The following is a 23,454-nucleotide window of genomic DNA, read 5'->3' on the forward strand; positions in this document are numbered from 1 at the left end:
GCGCCCGTCGCGTGCCGCCCGTTCGTCGCGTCCACCGCTGTCAGCACCTTCACCGCTCTCCGTCCGGCTCCGGTCCGTCAGACGGATCGGCCGCGCCGTCGGTTGCCTCGCCGTTCCGGCGACTTTCGGGGCCCGGAGGGTCGAGGAGGCTGCGCAGGAGGTGTTCGTCGGCGGCCTTGAGCGTGCCGACGAAGCGGACGAGCACACCGGCGCGGTCGTCGTCGGCGTCGAGCAGTCGCTGCATGCGCTGCGCGGTGACCTCGGCCGGGTGCGCGGGCGCGGTGTACGCGTAGCCGCGGCCCTCCTGCCGCCGGGTGACCTCGCCCTTGGCGTGCAGCCGGGTGAGCACCGTCATCACCGTCGTGTAGGCCAGCTCCCCGCCGAGCGCGTCGCGGACCTGCGCGGGGGTCATCGGTCCTGCGCCCGCGGCGAGTACGGCCTGGATGTCGCGTGCCAGACTGCCGCGGCTCCGGCGCTGAGGGGCCATCGGTGATCTCGTCTCCCCTTATTACGCTACTACAAGGTCTGTAGTAGCTTCCGGTTCCGGGTGGCTACTACAAGGAGTGTAGTAACCACCGGCATCACGGCGTCCCGGAGCACCGGGCCGCCGACCGGGAGAGGGCCGACAGGGAGTGGCCGCCATGGACCGTTCGCCATGCGGATGACAGGGCCGGGCGTGTGCGTCGTCGTCATCGCCCGCGACGACGCTGAAACCGTCGGCGCCGCCGTACGGTCCGCGCTCGCGCAGGGCCCGGCCGTCACCGAGGTCGTCGCGGTGGACGACGCCTCCCGCGACCGGACGCCCGACGTCCTGGACGCGCTGGCCGCCCGCGAGCCCCGGCTGCGCGTCGTGCACCGCGCCGAGAACAGCGGCGGTCGCGGCACGCCCCGCAACGACGGCGTCGCGGTCGCCACCGCCGAGTACGTGATGTTCCTCGACAGCGACGGCGTGCTGCCGGACGGCGCCGTACGCGCGCTGCTGACCGCCGCGGAGACCCACGGCACGCCGGTCACCGTCGGCGTCGCCGTCCGCCGCGAACTGCCCGGCGGCCGTGAGGTGCGCTGGCAGCCCGCGCTCTACCGCGAGGCCGCCGTCCTCGCGTCCCCCGAGGACCATCCGGAGCTCCTGCGCGACACCCTGTGCGTCAACAAGCTCTACCGGCGCGCCTTCCTCGACCGGCACCGGCTCCGCTGCCCCGAAGGCACCTTCGCCTACGAGGACTTCGTCTTCACCGCCCGCGTGCTGGCGGCGGGACCGCCGATCGCCGTCGTGCCCGACACCGTCTGCGTCCGGCGGGCGCGCCGCGAGGCCGGGGAGCCGGTCGCGCCCGCCCGCCGGGGCATCGGCGACTGGGCCGCCCGCGTCGCCGCCCACCGCCAGGCCGTCGACGTCTTCACCGCCGCCCGCCGCCCCCTGCTCGCCGCCGCCTGCCGCACCAAATTCCTCGACGACGACCTGTGCCTGTACGTCCGCGAACTGCCCGGCCGCGACCCCGCGTACCAGCGCGCGTGGTGGAGACTGGCCCGCGCCTACCTGGCCTCCTTCACCGACGCCGAGCGAGCCGCGGCTGCGGCCCCCGCCCGCTGGATCGCCGCGGTGGTGCTGGCCGGTGACGCCCCGCGCGACCTGGCGCGGCTCGCGCAGCTCGCGGCGGACCCGGCCAGACTGGCCCCGCCGTACGCGCGGACGTCGGCCGGTCCCGTCTGGTCGGACGGCCTGCGCGACGTCAGGCTCGACGGGCTCGGCCAACTTCCGCTCCAAGCACTGCCGTTGACGGTCGACGGCACGCTGTTCACCGGCCGCCACGGGCGCCTGCGGCTGCGAATCCGCGATCTGTACGGCCGCCTCGCCGCGGTCGGCGGCCCGGTCGCCGTGGAGGTCGACGTCATCGCACGGGACGGCGCGGAACCCGCCGTCACCACCACGGCCACGGCGTACGACGAGTGCGGTCGCTGGCGCGCCAGCGTCCCGCTCGACGTGGGCCGGCTCGCCGCCGCGGGCTGTCGCGGCACCCAGACCTGGGACGTACGGGTGCGGCTGCGGTACGCCGACGGCACGGTGACGGCCCCGCTCGCGCCGCGCGCCCAGGACTCGGGGCTGCGGCGCACGGTCACCCCCTGCGGGCGGTACGGCGTCGCGCTGATCCAGGCGTACCGGACGGCGGGCGGTTCGCTGGCGCTGCGCCTGGCACCCGGCGCGCGCGGGGCCTTCGACGTGGCCCTGAGACGGCTGCGGAGCCGGTCGCGTACGACGGCGTCCGCGGTATGAACCCCGGCGGTCGGCGCCGGAGGACGACGAAGCGACGAGATGCCGAAAACTACTACAAAGAACGTAGTAGGATACGCCGGGAGACGATCCGAGGCATACGAGCAAGCGGGACACGGTGCTGACCTCCTCCTCCGCGGCCATCGACACACCCCCAGCGGCGCCGCCCGCCGGTCCGCCGCGCCGCCCGGCGCTCCGGGCCGCCGCGACACCGCTGGCGGCGCTGCTCGCGGCGGCCGTCTCCATGGGTGCCTACTGCCTGGCGCTGGCCGTGCACGGGACGTACCCGTTCGGACCGAGATCGCGGGCCGTCAACGACCTCGGCAACCAATTCGTGCCGTACCACGCCCACTTGTGGGACCTGATGCACGGCCGCGCCACCGGCGACCTGATCGTCAACTGGGGCAGCGGATACGGCGTCCCCTTCCTCGCCGACTTCTTCACGTATCTGATGAACCCGTTCTCCTGGCTGGTCGGGCTCTTCCCGCGCGACGCCGTCAACGCGGCCGTCTTCACGGCCACGGTGCTGAGCATCGGACTCGGCGCGGCCCTGATGACGGTCTGCCTCGGCAGGCTGCGGCCGGGCTCGCCGTGGCTGCGCGCGCTGCTCGCGGTCGGCTACGCGGTGAGCACCTGGACGGTCTCGGACGGCTTCGGCGACCCCATGTGGATGTGGGGCCTGTCGTCCTTCCCGCTGCTCGGCATCGCCTACGACTGGTGTCTGCACAACCGCCGTTGGGTGCCCGCGACGCTGGTGATCACCCTGTGCTGGGCGGCGAACTTCTACACCGCGGCCATGGCGACCCTCGGCATGGGTCTGGTCCTCGGCGCCCGCCTGCTGCTCGACTCCCGTCCGGTGCGGGACCGTTGGCGCGCACTGCTGCGCGCCGCGGCGGCGACCGCGACCGGCCTGCTGCTGGCCGCGCCCGTGCTGACGGTGAGTTACACCGCCAGCAAGGCGTCCCAGCCCGCCGGGCCCCAGGACTACACGCCGCCCGCCGCCCTCGACTACCTCGCGCACCTGCTGCCCGGCGGCCTCTACCCGTCCGCCCCGCGGATCTCCGTCGGGCTGCTGCCGCTGCTGCTCGTGCTCGCCTTCCCCTTCATGCGGCGGGTGCCGGGCAGGGAACGCGCGGTCTGGACCGGGCTGCTGGTCCTGGTGGCCCTGTCGTACGTCTGGAAGCCGACGGTCCTGCTGTGGCACGGCCTGGCCATGCCCAACGGCAGCCCCTACCGCGCCGCCATCGCGCTGACGTCCATGCTGGTGGCGGTCGCCTGGCTGGCGCTCTCCCGCAGGCCACGCCCACGTGAACTGCTCGCGGGCGGGGCCGCGTTGGCGGCCCTGCTCGCCGTGGTGAGCGGCGGCCACTACTTCACGCGCGGCGAGTGGATCCTGATCCTCGCCGACAGCGCCCTCGTCCTCGGCCTTCTGCTGCTGCTCGCCCGCCACCGGACCGACCGCCGGGTACGTATCGGCGTGTTCGCCGCGCTGACCTGCTCGGTCTTCCTCGCCACCGCCTACAGCGTCTTCTCCGTCAGCGTGATCAGGGACGACAACCCCCGGTGGACGCCGAGGGAGACGATCAGCGCCGCGTCGCTCACCGCGCACGCGGCGGTCGGCGCGCGGGACGACTGGCCCGCGACCCGCACCGACCCCGGTCCGCACCAGTACACCGCCAACGACCCGCTGCTGCTCGGCGGCGAGGGCGGCTCGTACTACAGCAGCTATCTGCCCGCGCGGACCGCGGCCACCCTCCAGGCCCTCGGCTCCGCCTGGACCATGAGGGGCCGTCACATCTACGGCCTCGACGACCCGGTGGGCCGGGCGATCATGGGAGTGAGCAGTTCCCTCGGCATTGTGCCCGGCGCGCCGAGCGCCGTCGCCCAGCACACCGCGCCCGCTCCCCCGATCGTCACCCTCAGGCCCGGCGCCGCCTTCGACGGCGCCGTCCGCGACACCTCGGTCTTCGCCCGGCAGCAGCGCGTGCTCGGCGCCCGGGTCTACCGCGTGCCGCTGCTCTCTCCCGCCTCCGGGCCCCGGCCCGTCCCCGAGCCGAACGGCACCTGGCGGCTGCCGGGCAACGCCAAGGGCGCGGCCTGGACGTCGTTCACCGCGACCTGCGCGCCGGGCACCCTCGCGTATCTGTACGTGCCCTGGTTCTCCGGCCCGGTCCGTGCGAACGGCGCCGAGTACCGGGCGGTCGGCGTCCACGACCTGGCCGCCAACGGGATCATGCCGCTCGGCGCCGTGCCCGCGAGCGGCCGGATCCGGCTGGCGCTGGGCACCACCACCGCGCAGGACATCCCGCGGTTCCCGGTCGGCTGCCTCGACCAGGGCGCGCTGCGGCGCGCGGTCGCGAAGCTGCGGGCCACCGGGCCGGCCGAGGTCACGGCGGGCGGCCACACGATCACGGCCGCCTTCCGCCGGGGCGGCCACGGCACCGCGGTCCTCGCCGTGCCCGCCGTGACCGGCTGGCGCTGTTCGGTCGACGGCGGCGCGTCGACGGCCCCCCGCACCCTCGGCGGCCTCATCGCCGTGGATCTGGGCGGCGGTTCGCGGGTCTCCTGCTCGTTCCGCACACCCGGTCTGAACGCCGGGCTCCCGGCCTCCGGCCTCGCCCTGGCCGTGCTGCTCGCGGTCGGCGTCGGCGGCCGGTTCCGCGACCGCTCGGGGCGCGACGGCTCCTCGGGTACCGCCGGACGCACCCTCGCACGGCGGCTCTTCCCCCAACGCCCCACGCCGGACGGGCTCTTGGCCGGGTCCGCGCTCCGCGGAACCGCCCTCGGTCTCCGTCGCCCCGGGAGGCGCGCATGACGAAGCTCTCGGTCGTCGTGCCCTGTGACGACGAGGAGGCGGTCATCGACCGCTTCGACGCGCGGACCCGTGCCGTGCTCGGCGGGCTCTCCGCGGCCTGGGTCACGGTGGACGCGCTGGTCACCGGGGTCGACGCGCCCGGTTGTGTCACCCTGGTCGCCATCGTCGTGGGCCTGGGCGGCGTCCAGATGGTGATGCCCGGCCTGATCGGCGAGTACATCGGCCGGATCTCCTACGAGACCAAGCGGCACCCGCACTTCCTGGTCAAGGAGGCCCGCCATCCGTCGTCGCTGGCGCCGGAACCGCTGGACGCCCTCCGGCACCGGCGGCAGCGGGAGTTCCGGCACGGCAGGGTGATCTGACGGTGTATCACCCTGTCGCGCCGCGGCCCCCGCTGTCGCCGAGCCGACACCGCACGCCCGCACGGGCCCGGAGTTCGGGGCCGTCGACCGTCAACCCTTGCGTTTCCACGCCTGGTTGCTGCCGCCGTTGCACGGGTGGAGCTTGATCGGAGTGCCGTCGGAGGTCGCGGCCATCCATACGTCGACGCACAGGCCCGACTGGTCGCCGCGGATCACGCCGCCGCTCAGCGTGAACTGCTGCGCCGGATTGCCGCTGCAATAGGCGATCTGGACGATCGTCCCGTCGTCCGTGCTGCCCCAAGCGGCGTCCATGCACAGGCCCTTGCTGCGGATCGTGCCGTCGGAGGCGAAGGTCCACTGCTCGTTGACGTTGCCGTTGCAGGTCCACAGTTGCAGGTGGGTGCCGTCCGAACCGGCCGAGGCGTTCAGGCACTTGCCCGACCCGGCGCTGACCAGGAAGTCGCCGACCCTGGCCGGAGCGGGCGGCGCGGCGGCCTTGGTCGCCTTCGCCGGCGGCTTGGCGGTCTGCCTGGTCGCCGGGCTCGTGGCCTTCTTCGTCGCCTGGGTGCGCGGAGCGCCGCCCCCTGGTCCGGCCGAGCCCCCCGAGCCGCCGGAACCGCTGGAGTTCCCGGCGGGCGGGGCGGCGGCGTGCTTGGCCGCGGGCGGCCTGGTCGTCGGCGGCGGGTTCGTCGTGGTCACCGCCGCCTCGGGGGTGGTGGCGGTGCTCGACGGCGTCGCGCTCGGCGACTCGGTCCGCGCGGCGGCGACCACCGTGTCCGACGTACGGCCGCCGTCCCCGCCGTTGTCGCCGCCGAGAGCGCCGAGCAGCGGGACGACGAGCACGCAGACGGCCGTCACCGCCGCGGCGCCGCCGATCGTGCCCCACACGCGCACGCCGGGCACCAGGCCGCGGCGGGGCACGGAGGCGTGCTCGGCGAAGGTGGCGGAGAAGTCCGAGGCGGCGGGCGGCGGCGCGGACGCGGGCTTGTCCAGGGCGGGCGGCGGGAAGTCGGGCGTCGGCACGGGGTGTCTCCGGGGGGATGTCGGGCGCGGGGGCGGGGTGTTCGCTCGGGGCCGGGGCCTCGGCGTCTCCTCAGAGTCTGAGGACGGGGCGGGCGACGGCGGGTGCCGCGGGCAGGGCCACGGATTGCGGCGGCAAGTCGTCGGCTTCGAGGGCGACCAGGTCCTCGGCGCGCGGATCGGCCAGTTCCGCGACCCGTTGCGCCTGACGTTCCGTCATCTCCTGGAACACCTGGCGCGCGGAGCGGCCGTTGCCGAAGCCCTCGCCGCGCGGCATCCGGTCGAAGAAGCCGCTCAGTTCCGCGCGGGCCTTCTCGGTGAGTTCGTAGCGGTGCTCGGCCGCCTGGTGCTCCACGATCGAGACGAGTTCCGCCGCGTCGTAGTCCACGAAGTGCAGGGTGCGGCTGAAGCGGGAGGACAGGCCGGGGTTGGAGGAGACGAAGCGGTCCATCTCGGTGGGGTAGCCCGCGGCGATCACCACGATGTCGTCGCGGTGGTCCTCCATGAGCTTGACGAGCGTCGAGACGGCCTCGGTGCCGAAGTCGTTGCCGCTGTGCAGCGGCGACAGCGCGTACGCCTCGTCGATGAACAGCACGCCGCCCAGGGCCTGTTGGAAGGCGGCGGTGGTACGCGGCCCGGTGTGGCCGACGTACTCGCCGACCAGCGCGCTGCGGTCGACCTCGATCAGGTGGCCGCGGCGCAGCAGGCCGAGCGCCTTGAGCAGACGGCCGTAGAGCCGGGCGACGGTGGTCTTGCCGGTGCCGGGGTTGCCCGCGAAGACCAGGTGGCGGCTGAGCGGCGGCGCGGGCAGCCCGGCCTCCTGCCGTCGCCGTACCGTCCGCATCAGCTTGACCAGGGAGCCGACATCGCCCTTGACGCCGTCGAGGCCGACCAGCGAGTGGAGTTCGGCGAGCAGGTCGTCCAGATCCTCCTCCGGCGCGTCCGGGTCCGGTCCGTCGTCACCGGGTGCGCCGGGCGGGGCCGTCCCGGACGGCGACGCGGGCAGGCCCCCGGCCCGGCCCGCCGCTCCCCCGCCGAGCTGCGGAATCGTCGGCCGCCGTACGTCGTAGGAGACGCAGTCCTCGAAGGCGGGCCGCGCTCCCTCGTCCTGGCCCAGATCCTCGGCGCAGTCGCGGACCCGGCAGCGGCGGAAGACCGGGGCGGCGCCGCGTGCCACGTGGAGGGCGGGGAAGCCCGCGCCCGCGACCTCGCAGGAGGTGAAGGTGCCGCCCGCGTCCTCGGCGAGGTAGATGCCGTTCTTCGCGGGCGCGTCGATGAAGACCCCGCTGACCTCGGGGAACGCGCCGGTCCACACGACGATCGCGGAGCCGGCGCTGCCTTCGACGGAGCCGCCGTCGACCCGCGCGGTGCCGCCGGAGTCGACCACGATCCCGGCCGCTCCCGCGGCGACGACCCGCACGTGGGAGAGCCGTACGCCGCCGCCCGCGCCGACCTCGACGCCGGTCTTCGCGGCGCGCAGCACCGTGCAGTGCTCCAACTCGGTGCCCGCGGCGGAGACGGCGTGCACTCCGGTCGCGGTGTCGGTGAGGCGGCAGCCGCGGGCGGTGAGGGTCGCGGTCTGCGCGGTGTGCAGGCCGGTCATGGCGATACGGGACAGGCCGCATTCGGTGAGGTCGGCGTGCGCGGTGCCGACGGCGTGCAGGCCGTGCTCGGCGCTGTCGCGTATCCGGCAGTCGAGCAGGTCGGCTTGGGCGGCGTCGGCGAGGTGGACGGCGCTGTAGCCGGTGCCGGAGATCGCGCAGTCGGCGAGGCGGGCCGTGGCGGCGCCGAGGACCAGCAGGCCGTTGGCGCGGGAGTCGGTGACCGCGCAGCCGGTGGCGGCCAGCCGCGCGGCGTCCTGAGCGACGAGACCGCTGGTGACGGAGCCGGTGATCCGGCAGTCGGCGATCTCGGCGGTGGCGGAGCCGGTGAGGCGGATGCCGACCGCGCCCGCGCCGGTGACGCGGGTGTCGCCCGCGACGAGCGCCGCCTCGTCCTCGACGAGCAGTCCGCTGCCGCCGGTCCCTTCCAGCGCGCAGTCCACCAGTGCGGCGGCGGCCCGGCCCCGGATCCGCAGGCCCGTGCCGGTGCAGTCGCGTACGCGCAGCCGCTCGGCGGAGAGCCGGGCGGTGCCGGACAGGACGACCGCGGTGCCGTCGACGGCCTCGATCCGCAGGTCGTCGGCGCGGGCGCGGGCGGTGCCCGACAGGTGCAGGCCCGCGCCGCCCGCGCCCGCGATCCGGCAGCGCAGCAGGAGCAGCGCGGGTCCCGGGTCGCGGGTCGGGGCCGGATCGGGGTCGGGGTCGGCGTCGAAGTCCAGGCCGTCGGGGTCGGGGACAGCCAACTCCCTTGTTCCGTGCATCCCTTGGGAGCCGTCGTCGGCGTCCGTGCCCGTCACCTCGACCCGGCCGCCGAGGACCACGCAGTCGTGCAGCGCCAGCGTCGAACCGTCGGTCACCCGGACCGCCGCCTCTCCGGGGCCGGCGCCGCGCAGGGTGAATCCGTGGACCGCGCAGTGCGCGTCGGCCACGGTCAGCGCGGGCGTTCCCTCGGCCGCCGGGTACAGCGTGACGCTGCCCGCGCCGTGTTCGGCGCGCAGCACCACCGGCCGGTCCACGGTCAGCGACTCCCGGTACTCGCCGGGCTCCACCAGGACGGTCGCGCCGGGCCGGGCGGCGCGTACGGCGGCGGCGATCGTACGGTGGGCGCCGCGTCCCTTGGCGGCGACGTGGACGGTGTGGGCGGTCGTACGCTCGGTGGTCACGGCTGCGGCTCCCCGCTGGTGTCGGAGGTGCCGGTGCCGGTCTCGGCGGTGCCGGTGTCGCCGTAACCGCCCTGGTACCACCAGGGGTTGATGCCGGCGCGGTACCAGTTGGTGAGCTGGGAGGTGAAGACCTTCTCGGGGAGCTTCCAGCCGAACTGGAGGAAGAACTCGGCGAAGCCCTGCCGATGGAAGAGCCGGCTGCCGCCGCCCATGATGAACAGGTTCTTCATGGCGCCGACGCTGACCGCGCCGGTCATGCCGGAGACGGCGTTGATCAGGCCGTCCAGGGCCGCGGCTCCGCCGCTGAGGTAGACGGTGTCGCCATTGGCGTCGGTGATGCCGAACACCGAGGCGTTCATGCTGCCGTTGACCCACGCGGCGAGCGTGGAGGTGCCCGCGTTGTAGCCGAAGTCGTACATGCCGCCGCGCCAGCGGGTGGGGGCCTCGTTGCCCGCCCACTCGTTGGACCAGTGCTTGTCGTGGTTCATCGGCTTGCGGTACCAGGGCTTTCCGCTGTCGGTGTTGGCCAGGCCGTTGCGCCAGTCGCCGGTGCGCTGCAACCCGCTGATCTTGTTGTCGTGGACGAGGCTGCCGACGGCGGTCTTGATGCCCGCGCTCACGCTCGCGTTCGCGAACGCCTTGAGCGCGTCCTTCCCGGAGAACGGCCTGTTCTGGATGTCCGCGACGATCGCGTTGACAGCGAGATTCGCGGTGAACTCCAGGACGAATTCCTGGAAGAGTTCGATGGCGGCCTTCTCCATGACCAGCTTCCACTGCGGCTGGTAGAGGCCGTCGCCGATCCGGGAGATGTCCAGGCCGCTGAGGTCGGTCTTCCACTGCATGCGGTTGGGCTCGCGCAGCCGTCGTCCCCAGCCGCGCAGTTCGGCCGCCGGGCCGCGGAAGTCGACGCCGCGTCCGGTGAGTTGGAGGCGTCCGAAGGTGTCCGCCTCGAAGATGTAGCCGCTGTCGGAGCCCTGGGCGTGGATGACGCCGTTGCCGTCGTGCCGTACCCACTGGCCGCGCCAGGCGTCGGTGGTCAGGATCTGGTTGGTGCCGACGGCCTTGCTCTCCACGACGGCCGCGTTGTGGTCGAACTCCTTCCACACGTTCAGGTTCACGGGGTTGGGGGCGCCGGGGCCGAGGCGGGTGCCGTCGGGCAGGTACTCGCGCACGCGTCCCGTGGTGCTGGTGGTGGGCACCTCGCGGACGGTGATCGGCGCGGCGCCGCCGCCGAGGTCGACCCGGTCGCGGAAGAACCGGGCGCCGGTGAACCAGTCGTCCACGTACGCGCCGGCCCCGCCGCCCGCCCGCGGATTCCACCACTGGCGGGTGCCGGCGCCGTGGAAGTCCACGGCGTTGCCGAACGCGTCGTACTTCGCCCAGCGCCACTGGTGGCTGCCGTCGGGGTTGGTGACGCGCCAGGAGTCCACGTGCTCGCCGCCGCCGAGCATGTCCCGGCCGCGGATCGCCACCGGGCCGTTGTCGGTGCGGAGATACGCGCGGAAGGAGTCGTCGAACGGTGTGGCGCCGTTGAAGCCGCGGCCGAACTCGGTGAATCCGGTGGTGCGGTTGCCCGCGCCGTCGAGTCCGTCCCAGGCCCAATGGCGGGTGTCGGACCGGCCGTTGTAGCCCGACCAGTCCCAGTGCCGGGAGCGCGGCGCGGTGGTGGTGACGGTCGTCGGGCCGTGTCCGTGGCCGGGCCGCAGGTCGGCGCCGGGCCAGGTCCGTACGTCGCCGATGGGCGCGCCGTGCACGTTCTTGGTCAGGGCCGGGCCGCCGTTGCCCTCGAAGGCGCCCGCCCGCACGCCCGGGCCGCCGTCCAGGACGGTCCCGGCGGCCGGGACCGGCTGGAACTCCACGACGGTGCCGTCCGCGTAGCCCGCGCGCGCCACCCGGGTCGGGGTGGCGTCCGCGCCGTACCAGTCGCCGCCGGTGAAGGCCCCGTTGTGGTCGACCTTGAAGTGGTCCTCCCAGATCCGGCCGCCGGGCGCGCCGGGCGTCTCGATCCGGTAGCCGGAGAGCTTCCCCGCCCCCTCGGTCCACGGCATCCGATGGGCGACGGGGGCGACGCCCGCGGGCAGCGTGACGGAGTCGCCGACGGTGAGGGTGTTGCCGTGGTCCAGCTTGAACGTGCCGCGCGTCAAGGTGCCGTCCGCCGCGATGTCCAGCACGTTGTCGTTCATGGCGGTGAAGCGGAAGCCGTGGGTCTCGGCGCCGGTCGCCAGATCCGTCCTGGTCCACTTCGACATCTGGAAGCGGGTGTCGCCCTTGAGGAAGCCGTGCGTGTCCCACACGGCGTCGCCGATGCCGATGAGATGTTTGCGGACCCACTGCGGCGGGCGCTGCTCGGACCAGCGCCGGACTTCCAGGAGTTGGTGGTCCGGCAGCTTCTCCAGGGCTCCGGCCGACTTGCCGTGCTCCGACTGCTCCTTCCACAACTGCCTGGTGGAATTCGCCCCGTTGGGGTCGATGGTGACCGTCTTGGGCAGGTGCCCGTTGGCCGGGTCGAGCACGGCCTCGCGGTAGTGGTTGGCGTGGGACTGCGGCAGGTGCGCGGGGCCCCACTGGCGCTGCACGACGATGTCGTCGCCCCCGAGCCGCAGATGGTCGGTCCAGCCGCCGTCGGCGTCCATCGTGCGCCTGCCGCCGAGCACCGGCCGGTGGTGGGCGTCGTAGCGCACCCACGACCAGTCGCCCGCGCCGTCGCGGACGCCGAGGACGCCGCCGCCGTCGATGCCGGTGCGGAACTCGTGGACCAGGGTGCCGTGGTGGTCGATGCCCCGCCACGCCTTGCCGTCCAGCGTCCCGACGTTGCGCAGGCCCCAGTTGGTGACATTGCCCGCGTTGTCGGTGTGCGTCCAGCGGGTGTTCTGGCCGGAGAGCCTGCCGAAGCCGCTCGCGTCGGTACGGCGGAGGGAGTCGAGGAAGCCGCCGGTCGCCAGCGGTCGGCGTTCGAAGACCTCCACGGCGCTCTTGCCGGGCTTGGCGACCAGCTTGACGTGGCCCGCGTCGGTGGCCACGTCGACCGTCCCGGAGTGCAGCAGGCCGCGCCCGGCGCCCGTGAAGGGGGCGCCCGCGACAGTGTCCATGAGCTGCCAGGTCTTCGCGTTCGGCGTGAAGGTGAGGACGAACCGCTGTCCCGGCACGCGGACGCCGTCGCGCGTGACGTTGATCGCCTGCTGGTGGATGCCGCCGTCCGCGCCGAACTGCCGGTACTCGCCGCCGCGTACGCCCGCCGTGCGGTCCGTGACGCGCCAGCCGTCGCCGTGCGGCGCGAAGTGCGGCAGCGCTACGCCGTTGGCGTCGATCGCGAGCCGCTGGGCGGCGCCCATGGTGCCGGGCGCCGGATGGCGGGTGACGCCGAATTCGTGCAGGGGCGCGCCGCCGGGGCCGTGCAGCATCACGGCGTGGTCGCCGAGGTGGCCGCCCGCGTGGTCGTGCGTCCAGTAGTCGCCGCGGCCGGTGTCGGTGACGCGGATCGTGGCGGGGTTGCCGGTGGCCGGGTCGAGGTCGACGCGTACCGCGTGGTGCGGCACCGGCTGCCACGCGCCGTCCAGGTGCCCGGCAGCGCCGCCGCCGACGGGGAAGTCCACGGCGCCGCTCGGTCGGCCGTCCGCGCCGAGGAGTTGGCGGCCGTTCCCGGCCAGCATGTGGTCGGGGCCGAAGCGCTGGTACGTCATGGCCTGTCCCGCGCCGCCGGGCCGTTCGACGCGCAGGCCGCCTCCCGCGTGGTCGAAGACCTGGACGCCGCCGAGCCTGACGCCGCCCGCCAGTTCGATGTGCGGGGCGCCGCTGCCCACCGGGCGCACCACGAGCCGCCCGTCCGCCGCGCCGCCGGGCAGCCGCAGCGGCGTACCGGTCTCCACGGCTTGCCCGCCGGTGATGTCGTGGCGGACGAAGGCGCCGTCCGCGCCGTTGCGGTCGATCCGCACGGCGACGGTGGCGCCGGTCGCGTCGGTCTCGCGGACCGGCGTGAAGCCGTGCACGGGCGCGCCGTTGGCGTCGAGGAGCTGTGCGCCGCCGCCCCGGCCGGGCGCGGGGAATTCCACGAAGTGCGGGGCTCCGGTGGCGGTGTGGAGCCCGTGGCCGTCGGCGAGGTGCAGGCCGCCGGAGTCGAAGAGCTGGTAGGTGGCGGACGTGCCGGGTGTCGCGGCGCGGTCGACGCGGAAGCCGTCGCCGGGTACGGGCAGCCGGGTGACGGTGGCGCCCGCGTCCACGGCGCCGCCGGTGACCAGGTGGTGGGTGGCCGCGCCCGTCGGGTCGAAGGTGACGGAGATGCCGGTGCCGAGCGGCGCCTGCGGGCCGCGCAGCGGGACGGTCTCGGCGCGCAGCGATCCGTGCGAGTCGAACGTCTGCCGGATGCCGGTGTTCACGTCGTGGACGGACAGTCCGCCGCCGTTGACCTGGACGACCTGGTGGGTGGTGGCGGTCAGGTCGTTGCCCGCGCCGTCGAGGAGCCTGATGTCCACGCCGTTGACGTGGTAGCCGATGCTGACGCTGAGGCCGTGCGGCAGGCCGGTCGGGCCGCTCAGCGGCACCGACTCCTCGATGAGACGCCCGCCTTCGGCGCCCTCGACCCGGATGACGGGCGGCGGCACCGCGCCGCCGAGGAGCCGGGGCCGCTCGCGCAGCGACTGGAGGTTGAGGTCGGTGATGTGCTGGTCCATCGCGGCCGGGTTGATGCCGTGCTCGCGCAGGCCGCGTACCGCGACGTTGAACTGCTGCTGGGCGGCGGCCAGTTGGGTCCTGATCTCGGTGACCGCGCGGGACTCGCCGCTGGAGGGTCCGCCGGGCATCGCGCGCAGGTCGTCCAGGTGCTGTTCGAGGCGCCCGAGGTAGTGGCGTGCCAGGACGAAGTCGCCCCAGGCGTCGAAGCGCAGCGGCCGTGACGGGTCGGTCGCCGGGCCGAACAGCGCGCCGATCCGCTCGCTGTCGGCCGACCACGCCCGGTCCAGTTCCTTGGCGGTCAGCCGCGGCGGCGGTCCGCCGAGCCGTACGTCACCGGTCGTGTGCGGGGTCGCGGCGGGCACGGGGGCCGGTTCGGGAGCGGGGGCCGGTTCTGGGACGTGTGCCGGTTCTGGGACGTGTGCCGGTTCGGGGAAACGCGCAGGGGCGCCCGCGAACGCCTTGTCGCCGAGTCCCGGCACGGCGGTGCCGGCGAAGGCCGGGCCGTCCGCGCCGTGGCCCGAAGCCCCGTGGCCCGAAGCGCCGTGGCCAGCTGTGCCGTGTCCGGACGCGGGGTGCGGCAGCGGCGAGGGGCGGCCGAGTGAGCCGTTGTCGAGCAGGTCCATCGCGGCGTCGAAGCGGTGCGCGGGCGGGAGGTCCACGCCCGCCGCGCCGCTTCCGCTGCCGTTGGCCGTGAGGACTTCGGGCCCCTTGCCCTTGCCCACCCCCGCGCCCGTACCGCCGAGGTCGAAGGTGGTCACCGCGGGCGTACCCGGCATGTGGGTGACGGCCACGGGCGGCGGCATGTGCGTGACCGCGGCGGACGGCGGGACCTGGGCGACCGTCGCGGGCGGCGGCATGTGGGTGACGCTCGCGGGCGGCGGGGCGGAGACGACCGACGCGGGCGGCGGGGTCGCGGTCAGCGCGGTGGTCGGCGGCGGGGTGAGGTCGCTCGCGGTGTGCCCGACGGTGTGGACCGGGCCGAGGTCCACCGAGATGTGCTGGGCGAGCGTCGCCATCGTGTGGCTGTTGGCGATGTTCGCGGCGGTGCCGGTGATGAGCGCGTTGGGGGTCGGCGCCAGGGCGTGCACGGCGACCGGGTTCGGGGTGTGCAGCAGGTCGAGCGCGTTGAAGGAGCCGCCGGTGTGGATGTCGGTGACCACGTGGGTGACGCCGCCGGTGAAGGTCGCGGGGACGTGCCCGGTGACCGGCACGGTCGCCGCGTGGAAGTTCAACGCGCCGTTGGTGGCCAGGTGCGGCAAGGCGGGCGCGGGCACCGTGTGGGCGAAACCGGCGGTGGCGGCGGGCGGCGGCATCGAGACCGCGCCCGCCACGCTCACGTTGACGTTCACATTGACGTTGACGGCCGAGGCGGGCGGCGGGGTGGCGATCGCCGCGGCCGGGTTCGTCAGATGGGCGCTGGTCACCGGGGTGGTCGGGGTGAAGGTGTGCACGGTCCCGGCGGGCGGGGTGGTCACGACGGCCGCCGGGGTGATGTGCGGGACCCCGATCGAGGAGACCACGGTCTGCGGCGGCACGACCAGGTCGGTGGCCTGCGTGACGATGTGGCTGGGGACGGCGTTGGCGCCGATGCCCGGCACGTGGAAGGAGGGCGCGCCGACCTGGGCGTGCACGCCGGTCGCGCCGATGCCCGCGGTGTTGATGCCGGTGGTGGAGATGTGGATCGGCGGCGGCGGAGCCAGGATCGCGGCGGCGGGCGGCGGCAGCGCGTGCACCCCTGCGCCGACGTCGAAGGTGATGCCGGTCGGGGTGTGCGTGACGTTCGCCCACTCGCCCAGGTGCATCGAGGACAGTTCGGTGATCGGGGTGTCAAGCAGCGCGTCCTTGCCCATGATCGCCTGGAAGCTGAAGGTGATCGAGTCGCTGAATTTGGGCCCGAGGTCGAGGCTGAGCTTGGGCGGGTCGGGGATGAACAGGCCGGGCGCCGAGTGGCCCGCGCCGCTGAACTCCGGCGTCGGCAGGTGGCTGACGCCGCTGCCGACGGCCTGCACGCCGGGCCGTACGATGTCCGCCGCGCCGTACTTGAACTTGCCGAACACACCGCGGTCGACGAGCGCGATCTTCATGGCGCCGAAGACGCCGAACTTCCCGATCTCGTCGCCCTCGGCGGGCAGGAACACCCGCAGCCACTTCGCGCCGCCGAACTCGTTCTTGAAGAACGTCGCGCTGCCCTTGCCGAAGTTGGTGACGAATTCCGGAACTCCCTTGAAGAAGGCGGGAATTCCCTTGATGCCGGTGAGGACGGTGAGCGAGCCGACCTTGAAGGCGTTGGCGCCGAGTTGGCCGAGGCCCTTGCCGACGCCCGACAGCCACAGCCCGCCCGCCTTGGTCCAGCTCCCGGTCAGGTGGGCGAGTTCACTGAACGAGGGCAGCGCGACGAACGGCTTGGCGATGCCGGTCATCATGTCCTTGAGGAAGGTCAGGGTGGCGATGCCGCCCGCCTTGATGGCCTGCCAGCCGAGTTTGAAGCCCTTCGCGATCAGCGAGAAGATCGGCACGGCGCGGGTGGTGGGCGCGATCATGCCGAGCGCGGACAGGAACAGGTCGAGCGCGCCGACCTTGCCCTGCGCGAAGTCCACCGCGGTCTTGATGAAGATGGTGAGGTTGACCGCCATCGCGACCAGCGCGATCGGACCGCCGAAGATCAGCGCGGGCAGGATCAGCGCGATGGCGATCCACTGGAAGATCTCCCAGAACTCCGCGCAGCCGGACACCGGCGACTTGATGTTGCCCGACGCCTTGCGCAGCGTGGTGGTGGCGGCACTCGCCGCGTCCTTCTGCGTCTGACCCGCGTCGCGCGCGGTGCTCGCCAGCGTCTCCAGATTCGGGTCGTCCTTGGCCAGCCCGCGCCCCTGGTCGAGCGCCGCGTCCGCCTTGCTCTGCGCGGTCGACATGGCGTCCGCGTACGTGGTCAGAGCGGTGCTCGACCACTCGAACGCCTCGGCGATGCTCTGTACGAAGCCGCGCAGCCGCCCGCTGATCTGGTCCCGCAGCGCCTCGGCGGTCTCGCCCGAGAACGCCTCAGGCCCGGTCTTGTTGAGGACCGTCTCCATCGCGGTGTCGATCTCCCGGGCGGTCCTGCCCAGGTCGCCGATCGAGGTCGCCACGGTGTGGATCCGCACCGGGTCGCCGGGCGTGGGGTCGCCGCTCACACCGAGCGCGTCCCAGTCCATGGGGCGTGGCATTCCGGGTCCTCTCCTGCCGTACCGCCGTGTGCCGCGAAGGTCTGCCGCATGTCTCACGTACGAGGAGCCCCGGCGGTTCACTGCGGGAAGTCCCGGACCCACGTCCCGGACCTGGGTGAACCGCGGGGACCGCTGGTACGTGAACATGTCGGACCGGCTGGTTCCGGTGACCCCGGCGGCCCCCGGCGCCCGGCGCCCGTAAGGAGGAGATGGCATTGGTCGACTTCGCGCTCGACTACACCGTTCTGCACACCGCCCGCAACGACCTGCACGAGCTGGCCGACAAGATCGGGCCGACGCTCAAGAACAGCGACTACGCCACGCTCGGCAACGACGACTCGGGCGACGCGCAGGACGTGTTCGGCGACGCCCAGCTCACCGCCGCCTTCAGCACGCTGTACTACCGCTCCAAGCACCCGATGGAGAAGGCCGAGGACGACCTGCGGCAACTCGGGGACACCTTCGGGGCGGTGGCCGACGGCTTCTTCAACATGGACGCGCAGATCGCCGAGGGCGCGGGCATCATGAGCGCCGACATGGGCCTGAGCGACTGGGTCGCCAAGCACAAGGCGTGGCTGGGCCACGACCAGTGGGTCAAGGACCACGACCTGTGGGAGCAGTACCAGGCGAATCCGGACTCCTGCGAGGTCGCGCCGGGCGAGACCGCCCCGGCGTACTGCTCGGCGTCCGACCCGGGGCCCGAGCCCACCGACCCCGGCGCGCCGCCCACCGACAAGACGCTGACCACCGCGGACGGCGGCACCGTACACACCCAACTGACCCTGGACGACGACTACAACGTCGTCACGGAGAAGACCACCGTCACCACCGGCGCGGGTCAGACGTACACCTCGACCACCACGTACCAGGACGACCACCGGTCGTACATCACGGACACCGTCTACGCCGACGGCAGCAAGGCGCACTCCGACGTCCACATCAACGAGGACGGCAGCGGCACCATGGCCGTCACCGACGGTGACGGCAAGGAGAGCGACTACACGCGCACCGGGGCGGGCGCGGAGTGGAAGCTCGTCGGCGACGAGGACGGCGACGGCGTGGTGGACAGCGAGGAAGAACCCGACCCCAGTTACGACTACATCGGCTACTAGCGCCGTCAACCTGCCCGTCAGCCCGGCCCGTCAACCCGCGAGGAGCACACCCGCGATGCCCAACATCTCCCTCGACTACGAGAAGATCGAGACCACTTCGTCCAAGCTGGACACCGCCAACGAGAACATCGTCCCGATGCTCAACCAGCTCCGCACCGACGTGAACAATTTGCTGGACGACGGCATGGTCTTCGAGCAGTCCAGCGCGGCGCTGAAGGAGTCGTACGAGAAGTTCAACTCCAGCCTGCTGCTCGCGGTGAAGGGCATCAAGGACTTCGCGGAGCAGTTCCGCGGCATCAAGCAGTCGATGGCGGACAACGACGCCGACCTGGCGAAGAAGATCCGCGACGCCGCCAACGGCTGACGGTCCGTCACGCACTCGCGCCGGGCTTCCCGTTGGTACGGGAGCCCGGCGCTTGTGCGTTCAGGACGTCTTGAGCGTGGTGACCGGGACCTGCACGGTGAGCGCCGTGCCGCCGGGGCCCGAGGTCCAGGCGCGGCCCGCGCGGGCGTGCGACCGTACGGCGCTGATGGACAGCCGGGCGCCGATCAGGTCGCCGTCGGACATGTTGCGCGGGGCGAGGACCAGGCCGCGCCGGGACCGCTTGGCCGCGGTGAGCCAACTGCCCAGGCCCAGCGAGAGGGAGTCGGCGGGACCGGCGGCGAGCAGGCCGATGCCGCGTTCCCTTCCGGAGACCACGATGTCCTTGAGGATCTTCTCCGCGCCGCCCATCGCGACCAGGTCGGCGTCGTCCACGATGACCACGCGCGGTCCCGCCATCGCGTCCAGCGCCTCGCGCACGGCGTCGGCGGACGGGTCGGGCTCGGTCAGCAGCCGGACCTGCGGGTGCCGGGCGAGCGCCCGCAGCGGCGACTCGCGCGGGGTCAGCACCACCAGCGAGGTGCCGCCCGCGAGCAGCGAAACGGCCAGGCAGGCAAGGGTGTTGCTGCGCCCGGAGCCGGGCGGCCCGGCGACGAGGAAGGACGGCGCGCCCTGCGCGAAGTCCACGCCGACCGCGCCCGCGCCGTCGCCGCCGACGCCCAGCAGGCCCCACATCGGGCGGCGCAGATTGGCGGGCACCTTCTCGTAGACCTCGGAGAAGTCGGCCACCGCGGGCAGCGGGGCGACCGGGAACGGGCGCCGGTCGTCGGGTACGTTCACCGCGCGCCGGGCGGCCGCGGCGCCGATCCTGCGCAGCGCCTCGACCTGGCCCTGGCCGCTGTCGTCGGCGTCGAGGAGCGCGATCTGCGTCTCGGTGCGGCTGACGATGTGCCAGCCGCGGCCGTCGGGGACGGACGCGGGGACCTGGCTGGGCAGCATGCCGATGAGGTTGTAGTCGCTGCGGTCGGCCTGCCGCAGCAGCAGCTTGTGGTCGTTGTGGGCGGCGATCCGGCCCGCGATCAGGGAGCGTTCCGAGGTGGCGACGACGTGGATGCCCGCGGCCGCGCCCTCGCGCAGCAGGCGGGTGATGTCGCCGAGCAGCCGCCCGTTGTCGTAGTCGTCGATCAGCGGGGACAGCGCGTCCCAGCCGTCCACGAGCAGCAGGATGTGCGCGGGCCGTTCCGCCTCCGGCAGCAGGTCGCGCAGTTCGTTGAGCCCGGAACAGCTCCGCGCCGAGCACGCCTCCTGACGCTCGGTCAACTCCCTTACCAGGCGGCCGAGGAGGCGTTCCAGGTGCTCGAAGTCGTGCCGGGACACCACGGCTCCGCAGTGCGGCAGCGCGGCCACGGCGGCCAGTCCGCCGCCCGCCGCGTCGATCCCGTAGATGTGCAGGTCGCTGAGGCGGGCGGTGCGCGCGGCGGAACCCGCGATGGTGCGCAGCGCCTGGGTGCGGCCCGAGCGCGGGGCGCCGATCACGTAGAGGTGCCCGAAGGTGGCCAGGTCCACGGTGGCGACCCGGCGTTCCTGGAGCTGCGGGATGTCCTCCAGGGCGTACGGGAACGGCGGTGGGAGCGTCTTCAGGCCGGTGGCGCCGGGGCGTTCGACCGCGGGCAGCTCCTCCAGCAGCACCTTCGGCTCCAGTGCGGGCAGCCACGGGCTGGGCTGCGGCTCGTAGTCGTCGAGCAGGTCGGCGGCCTCGCGCAGCGCCGCCACCAGGACCTGGAGGTCGGTGGGCGCGAGCGGCCCCTGCTCCTGCGGGGTGTCGTCGTCGCCCGCGGGCGGGGCGGCGGGGCGGCCGAGCCGGGTCCAGGACAGTTCCGCGGCGTGGACCTTGGGCCGGGCGAGCGCGGGGCGCGGCCGGCCGTCCGGGTCCTCGCTCTCCTCGGCGGGGCGTTCCGCGCCGACCCACGCGGACTGGAACGGGACGGCCGAGCGGTGTCCGTAGCGGACCAGCGCGCGTCCCGGGGTGCTCGGCGAGATGTGCACGGCGTCGCCGGTGTCGATGATGTCCTGGCTCTCGACCATGTCGGTGACGCGCAGCGCGATCCGCAGGTTGGTGTTGGCCTTGATGTCCGCGGTGACCGCGCCCGCCGGGCGCTGCGTGGCGAGGATGAGGTGGATGCCGAGCGACCGGCCGCGCTGGGCGATGCTGATCAGCCCGGTGACGAAGTCCGGCACCTCGCGCACCAGCGTGGCGAATTCGTCGATGACCAGCAACAGCCTCGGCAGCGGGGGGAGTTGCGGGCCGGTGGCGGAGCCAGCGGCGGCGGCGCGCTTGGCCCGGTACTCGGGGTGGTCCTTGGCGTCGTGCTCGGCCAGGATCCGTTCCCTGCGCCGCAGTTCGGCGGCGAGCGAGTCCAGGGCGCGCTGGACGAGGTGCGCGTCGAGGTCGGTGACCATGCCGAGGGTGTGCGGCAGGTTGGCGCACTCGCGGAAGGCGCTGCCGCCCTTGTAGTCGACCAGTACGAAGGTGAGTTCGTCGGGGCGGTTGCCCGCGGCGAGGGAGGCGACGAAGGACTGGAGGAGTTCGGACTTGCCGGATCCGGTGGTCCCGGCGACCAGGCCGTGCGGCCCGTCGCGTACCAGGTCCAGCGACATCGGCCCGTCGTATCCGGTGCCCAGTACGAAGGTGGTGGTCGCCGGGCGCCTGGTCCAGCGGTCCACCAGCGCCCGGGCGTCCGGGGGTTCCTGGCCGAGCAGGTCCAGCAGCCGTACCTCGTCGGGCAGTCCGCTGTCGTTGTCCGGGCTGACGTCGCGCAGCGGCGCGAGCGCCCTGGCCACCCGCTCGCACCAGGCGGAGGCGACCAGATCGGGCCGTACGCCGGTGACTTCGGGCAATCCGGTCCTGCGGACCGTCAGACCGGTGCCGGAGACGGTGACGACCGCGCCGCACTCCTCGGGGAGCAGCCGTTCCTGCTCGTCGAGGCAGAGGCTGAAGACACGGACCGGCGGACCCTCGGTGAGGATCTGCACCATGCCCGGCACGTCGCGCAACTGCCGTGCGCTGTCGGCGATCACGAGGATGTCGGGCGCGGTGAACATCGCGCGTCCGATGGACGAGCCGAGCGCCCGCTGCCGTGCCTGGATCTGCGAGACCAGTTCCGAGACGCGGTTGGCGACGCTCTCCGGGTCGTTGCCGATGGCCACGACCGGGCCGTTGGGCGAGTACGGCCGCAGGTGCGGCAGCCATCGCACCCAGCCCCACTCCTGCGCGCGGGACGGTTCGGTGAGCACGACGATCCGCAGGTCGCGCGGACTGTGCAGGACCGCGGACTGGGCCACGCACCAGCGGGCCAGCGCCTGGACGGGCGCGGCGGTGCCCGCGACGCCCACGACGCCGAGTTCGGTGATCTCCACGCCGATCGGGATGTCGGGCAGATTCCAGCGCACGGTGCGGTGGTTCTCGTCCTGCGCCGGGTCCTCGATCGCCTTCACCGACGGCATGTCGACGGTGCCGACCCGCAGCACGAGGTGGTCGGGGTCGCGGCGGCGGCGTTCCCACAGCCGGCTGCCGGGTCCGGTGGCGATCAGGCCGAGGGCCGCCGGGTCGGGTCCGGTGTCGCAGCGCACCCGGCGCTCGCGTACGACGGCCGCGCGGATCTCCCGCTCCACCACGCGGCGGCGGGCCCGGTAGCGGCGGCGCGACTCCACGTGCGTCTTGTGGTTGTTGCGGCGGCCCATCACCCAGTTGGAGATCGCCATCAGCGGCGTGAAGAGGATGAACACCAGGTAGAAGTACGAGTGGAAGATGCCGACCATGACCAGGCCGAGCACGACCGGCGCGAACATCATCAGCAGCGGGAACGGCACGCGGACGCGCTGTCCCGGCGGGGACGGCAGGCGCAGCGACTCGGCGTCCAGGTGCGGCGCGATGCGCGGCGGCCGGTTGAAGTCGACGCCGATGCCGTCGGCGGAGTCGGCGACCGCGGCGTCCGCCTCCACGGGGGCGACCATGCGCAGCAGCGTCGTGCCGACGGCGAGGTCGACGTCAACCGGCCACGCGGTGCGGTGGTCGGCCTCACGGCGGGCGGTGGTGTCGGCCTGCGCGGGCGTACGGGCCGCGACGGTACGGGGGTCGGCGGCCGGTCCGCGCGCCGCCTTCCTGGCCGCCTTCCGCGCGGCCCGCGCCGCCTTCTCCGCCTCGTCCACGGCGCGCGCCGCGTCCATCCGCTCCTCGGGTGTGGTCCGGTCGGGCGCGGTGCCGGTCAGCGGGTCGACATCGGAGGGCGGGACGGGGACGCAGAGCCGTACGGAGCCGCCGTCGATCCGGTCCTCGGCGCGCTCGCGGTGCCAGTACGCGCTGCCGTCCGCGGCGATCGTCACCCACAGCCCGTACTCGGGCGCGTCGGCGCCGCGGACCCGGATCGCGCAGCGGACATCCGTGCCGATCTCGTAACTGCCCTGCGCGAGCTGCCAACTGCGGCCCGCGCCGGGGCCCGAGACGCTGTGCACCTCGGCGAGCACGGGTTCGCCGGGCGCGGGCTGGACGCGGCCCGCGAGCGGGTCGGGGTCGGGCGGGGTGCCGCCGACGCCGAGGACGCTGCCCTCGCGGATGCCGCTGTCGCGGATCGGGGCCTCGGGGGCGAGCGGTGCGGCGCCGAGGTGGAGGGCGGGGCCCGCGTCGGGGTCCGCCGGGCCGTCGGGGCGTGCCGGGTCCGCCGCGGGCGCGCCGGGGCGGCCCGCGGTGGCGGGTGTGCCGTCGGCCCGGACGCCCAGCGCCTCGGCCAGGTCGCCCACGGTGCAGCCGTCGGGGAGTTCCAGCAGGTGGTCGCGGTGCACGGCGCCCGCGGTGGTGCCGACGGCGTCGACGGTGGTGAGAGTCAGCTTCACGATGTCCAACCGGGGTGGTGGGGGCGGCCGGG

9 protein-coding genes and 1 pseudogene are annotated in these 23,454 nt (G+C 73.8%); 5 read left to right on the forward strand and 5 right to left on the reverse strand.

Annotated elements, in window-relative coordinates; all coding sequences use genetic code 11:
• Nucleotides 1-49: 49 nt before the first annotated feature.
• Nucleotides 50-487 carry a BlaI/MecI/CopY family transcriptional regulator gene (locus ACFZAM_RS14360; protein ID WP_391045913.1) on the reverse strand — a complete coding sequence of 146 codons (438 nt, stop codon included), beginning with the start codon at nt 485-487 and terminating at the stop codon, nt 50-52.
• 168 nt (nt 488-655) lie between these two features.
• Here ACFZAM_RS14360 and ACFZAM_RS14365 point away from each other — a divergent pair, with 168 nt between their 5' ends.
• The 3 genes and pseudogenes from ACFZAM_RS14365 to ACFZAM_RS14375 all read left to right on the forward strand — a co-directional run.
• Nucleotides 656-2,269, forward strand: coding sequence for a glycosyltransferase (locus ACFZAM_RS14365; protein ID WP_391045915.1), 1,614 nt, complete (start codon nt 656-658; stop codon nt 2,267-2,269).
• Nucleotides 2,270-2,384: 115 nt separating this feature from the next.
• Nucleotides 2,385-5,081 carry a YfhO family protein gene (locus tag ACFZAM_RS14370; RefSeq protein WP_391045916.1) on the forward strand — a complete coding sequence of 899 codons (2,697 nt, stop codon included), beginning with the start codon at nt 2,385-2,387 and terminating at the stop codon, nt 5,079-5,081.
• A gap of 74 nt (nt 5,082-5,155) precedes the next feature.
• Nucleotides 5,156-5,443, forward strand: a pseudogene (locus ACFZAM_RS14375) (hypothetical protein); the annotation flags it as partial.
• Between the two features lie 90 nt (nt 5,444-5,533).
• On the opposite strand, the gene ACFZAM_RS14380 reads toward ACFZAM_RS14375, so the two are convergent.
• From ACFZAM_RS14380 to ACFZAM_RS14390, 3 genes are all read right to left on the reverse strand, one after another.
• Nucleotides 5,534-6,466 (reverse strand): ricin-type beta-trefoil lectin domain protein, encoded by a 933-nt coding sequence (locus ACFZAM_RS14380; protein ID WP_391045918.1) that lies wholly within the window; start codon nt 6,464-6,466, stop codon nt 5,534-5,536.
• Nucleotides 6,467-6,536: 70 nt separating this feature from the next.
• Nucleotides 6,537-9,227 (reverse strand): right-handed parallel beta-helix repeat-containing protein, encoded by a 2,691-nt coding sequence (locus ACFZAM_RS14385; protein ID WP_391045920.1) that lies wholly within the window; start codon nt 9,225-9,227, stop codon nt 6,537-6,539.
• Nucleotides 9,224-17,098, reverse strand: coding sequence for a putative T7SS-secreted protein (locus ACFZAM_RS14390; protein WP_391045922.1), 7,875 nt, complete (start codon nt 17,096-17,098; stop codon nt 9,224-9,226). The genes ACFZAM_RS14385 and ACFZAM_RS14390 overlap by 4 nt, the downstream gene beginning before the upstream one ends.
• 209 nt (nt 17,099-17,307) lie before the next feature.
• Between ACFZAM_RS14390 and ACFZAM_RS14395 the strand changes: the two genes are divergently transcribed.
• Both ACFZAM_RS14395 and ACFZAM_RS14400 read left to right on the forward strand, forming a co-directional pair.
• Complete coding sequence (locus ACFZAM_RS14395) at nt 17,308-18,210, forward strand: hypothetical protein (protein ID WP_391045924.1); 903 nt, start codon at nt 17,308-17,310, stop codon at nt 18,208-18,210.
• A gap of 55 nt (nt 18,211-18,265) precedes the next feature.
• The gene (locus tag ACFZAM_RS14400) at nt 18,266-18,574 is read left to right on the forward strand and encodes a WXG100 family type VII secretion target (protein ID WP_188282265.1); all 309 of its coding nucleotides are present in this window, start codon (nt 18,266-18,268) and stop codon (nt 18,572-18,574) included.
• A gap of 60 nt (nt 18,575-18,634) precedes the next feature.
• Here ACFZAM_RS14400 and ACFZAM_RS14405 read toward each other — a convergent pair whose 3' ends face one another.
• On the reverse strand, nt 18,635-23,422 hold the full coding sequence (locus ACFZAM_RS14405) for an FtsK/SpoIIIE domain-containing protein (RefSeq protein ID WP_391045926.1): 4,788 nt from the start codon (nt 23,420-23,422) through the stop codon (nt 18,635-18,637).
• Nucleotides 23,423-23,454 lie beyond the last annotated feature (32 nt).

It is taken from the genome of Streptomyces sp. NPDC008079, assembly GCF_042957385.1.
Lineage (GTDB): Bacteria > Actinomycetota > Actinomycetes > Streptomycetales > Streptomycetaceae > Actinacidiphila.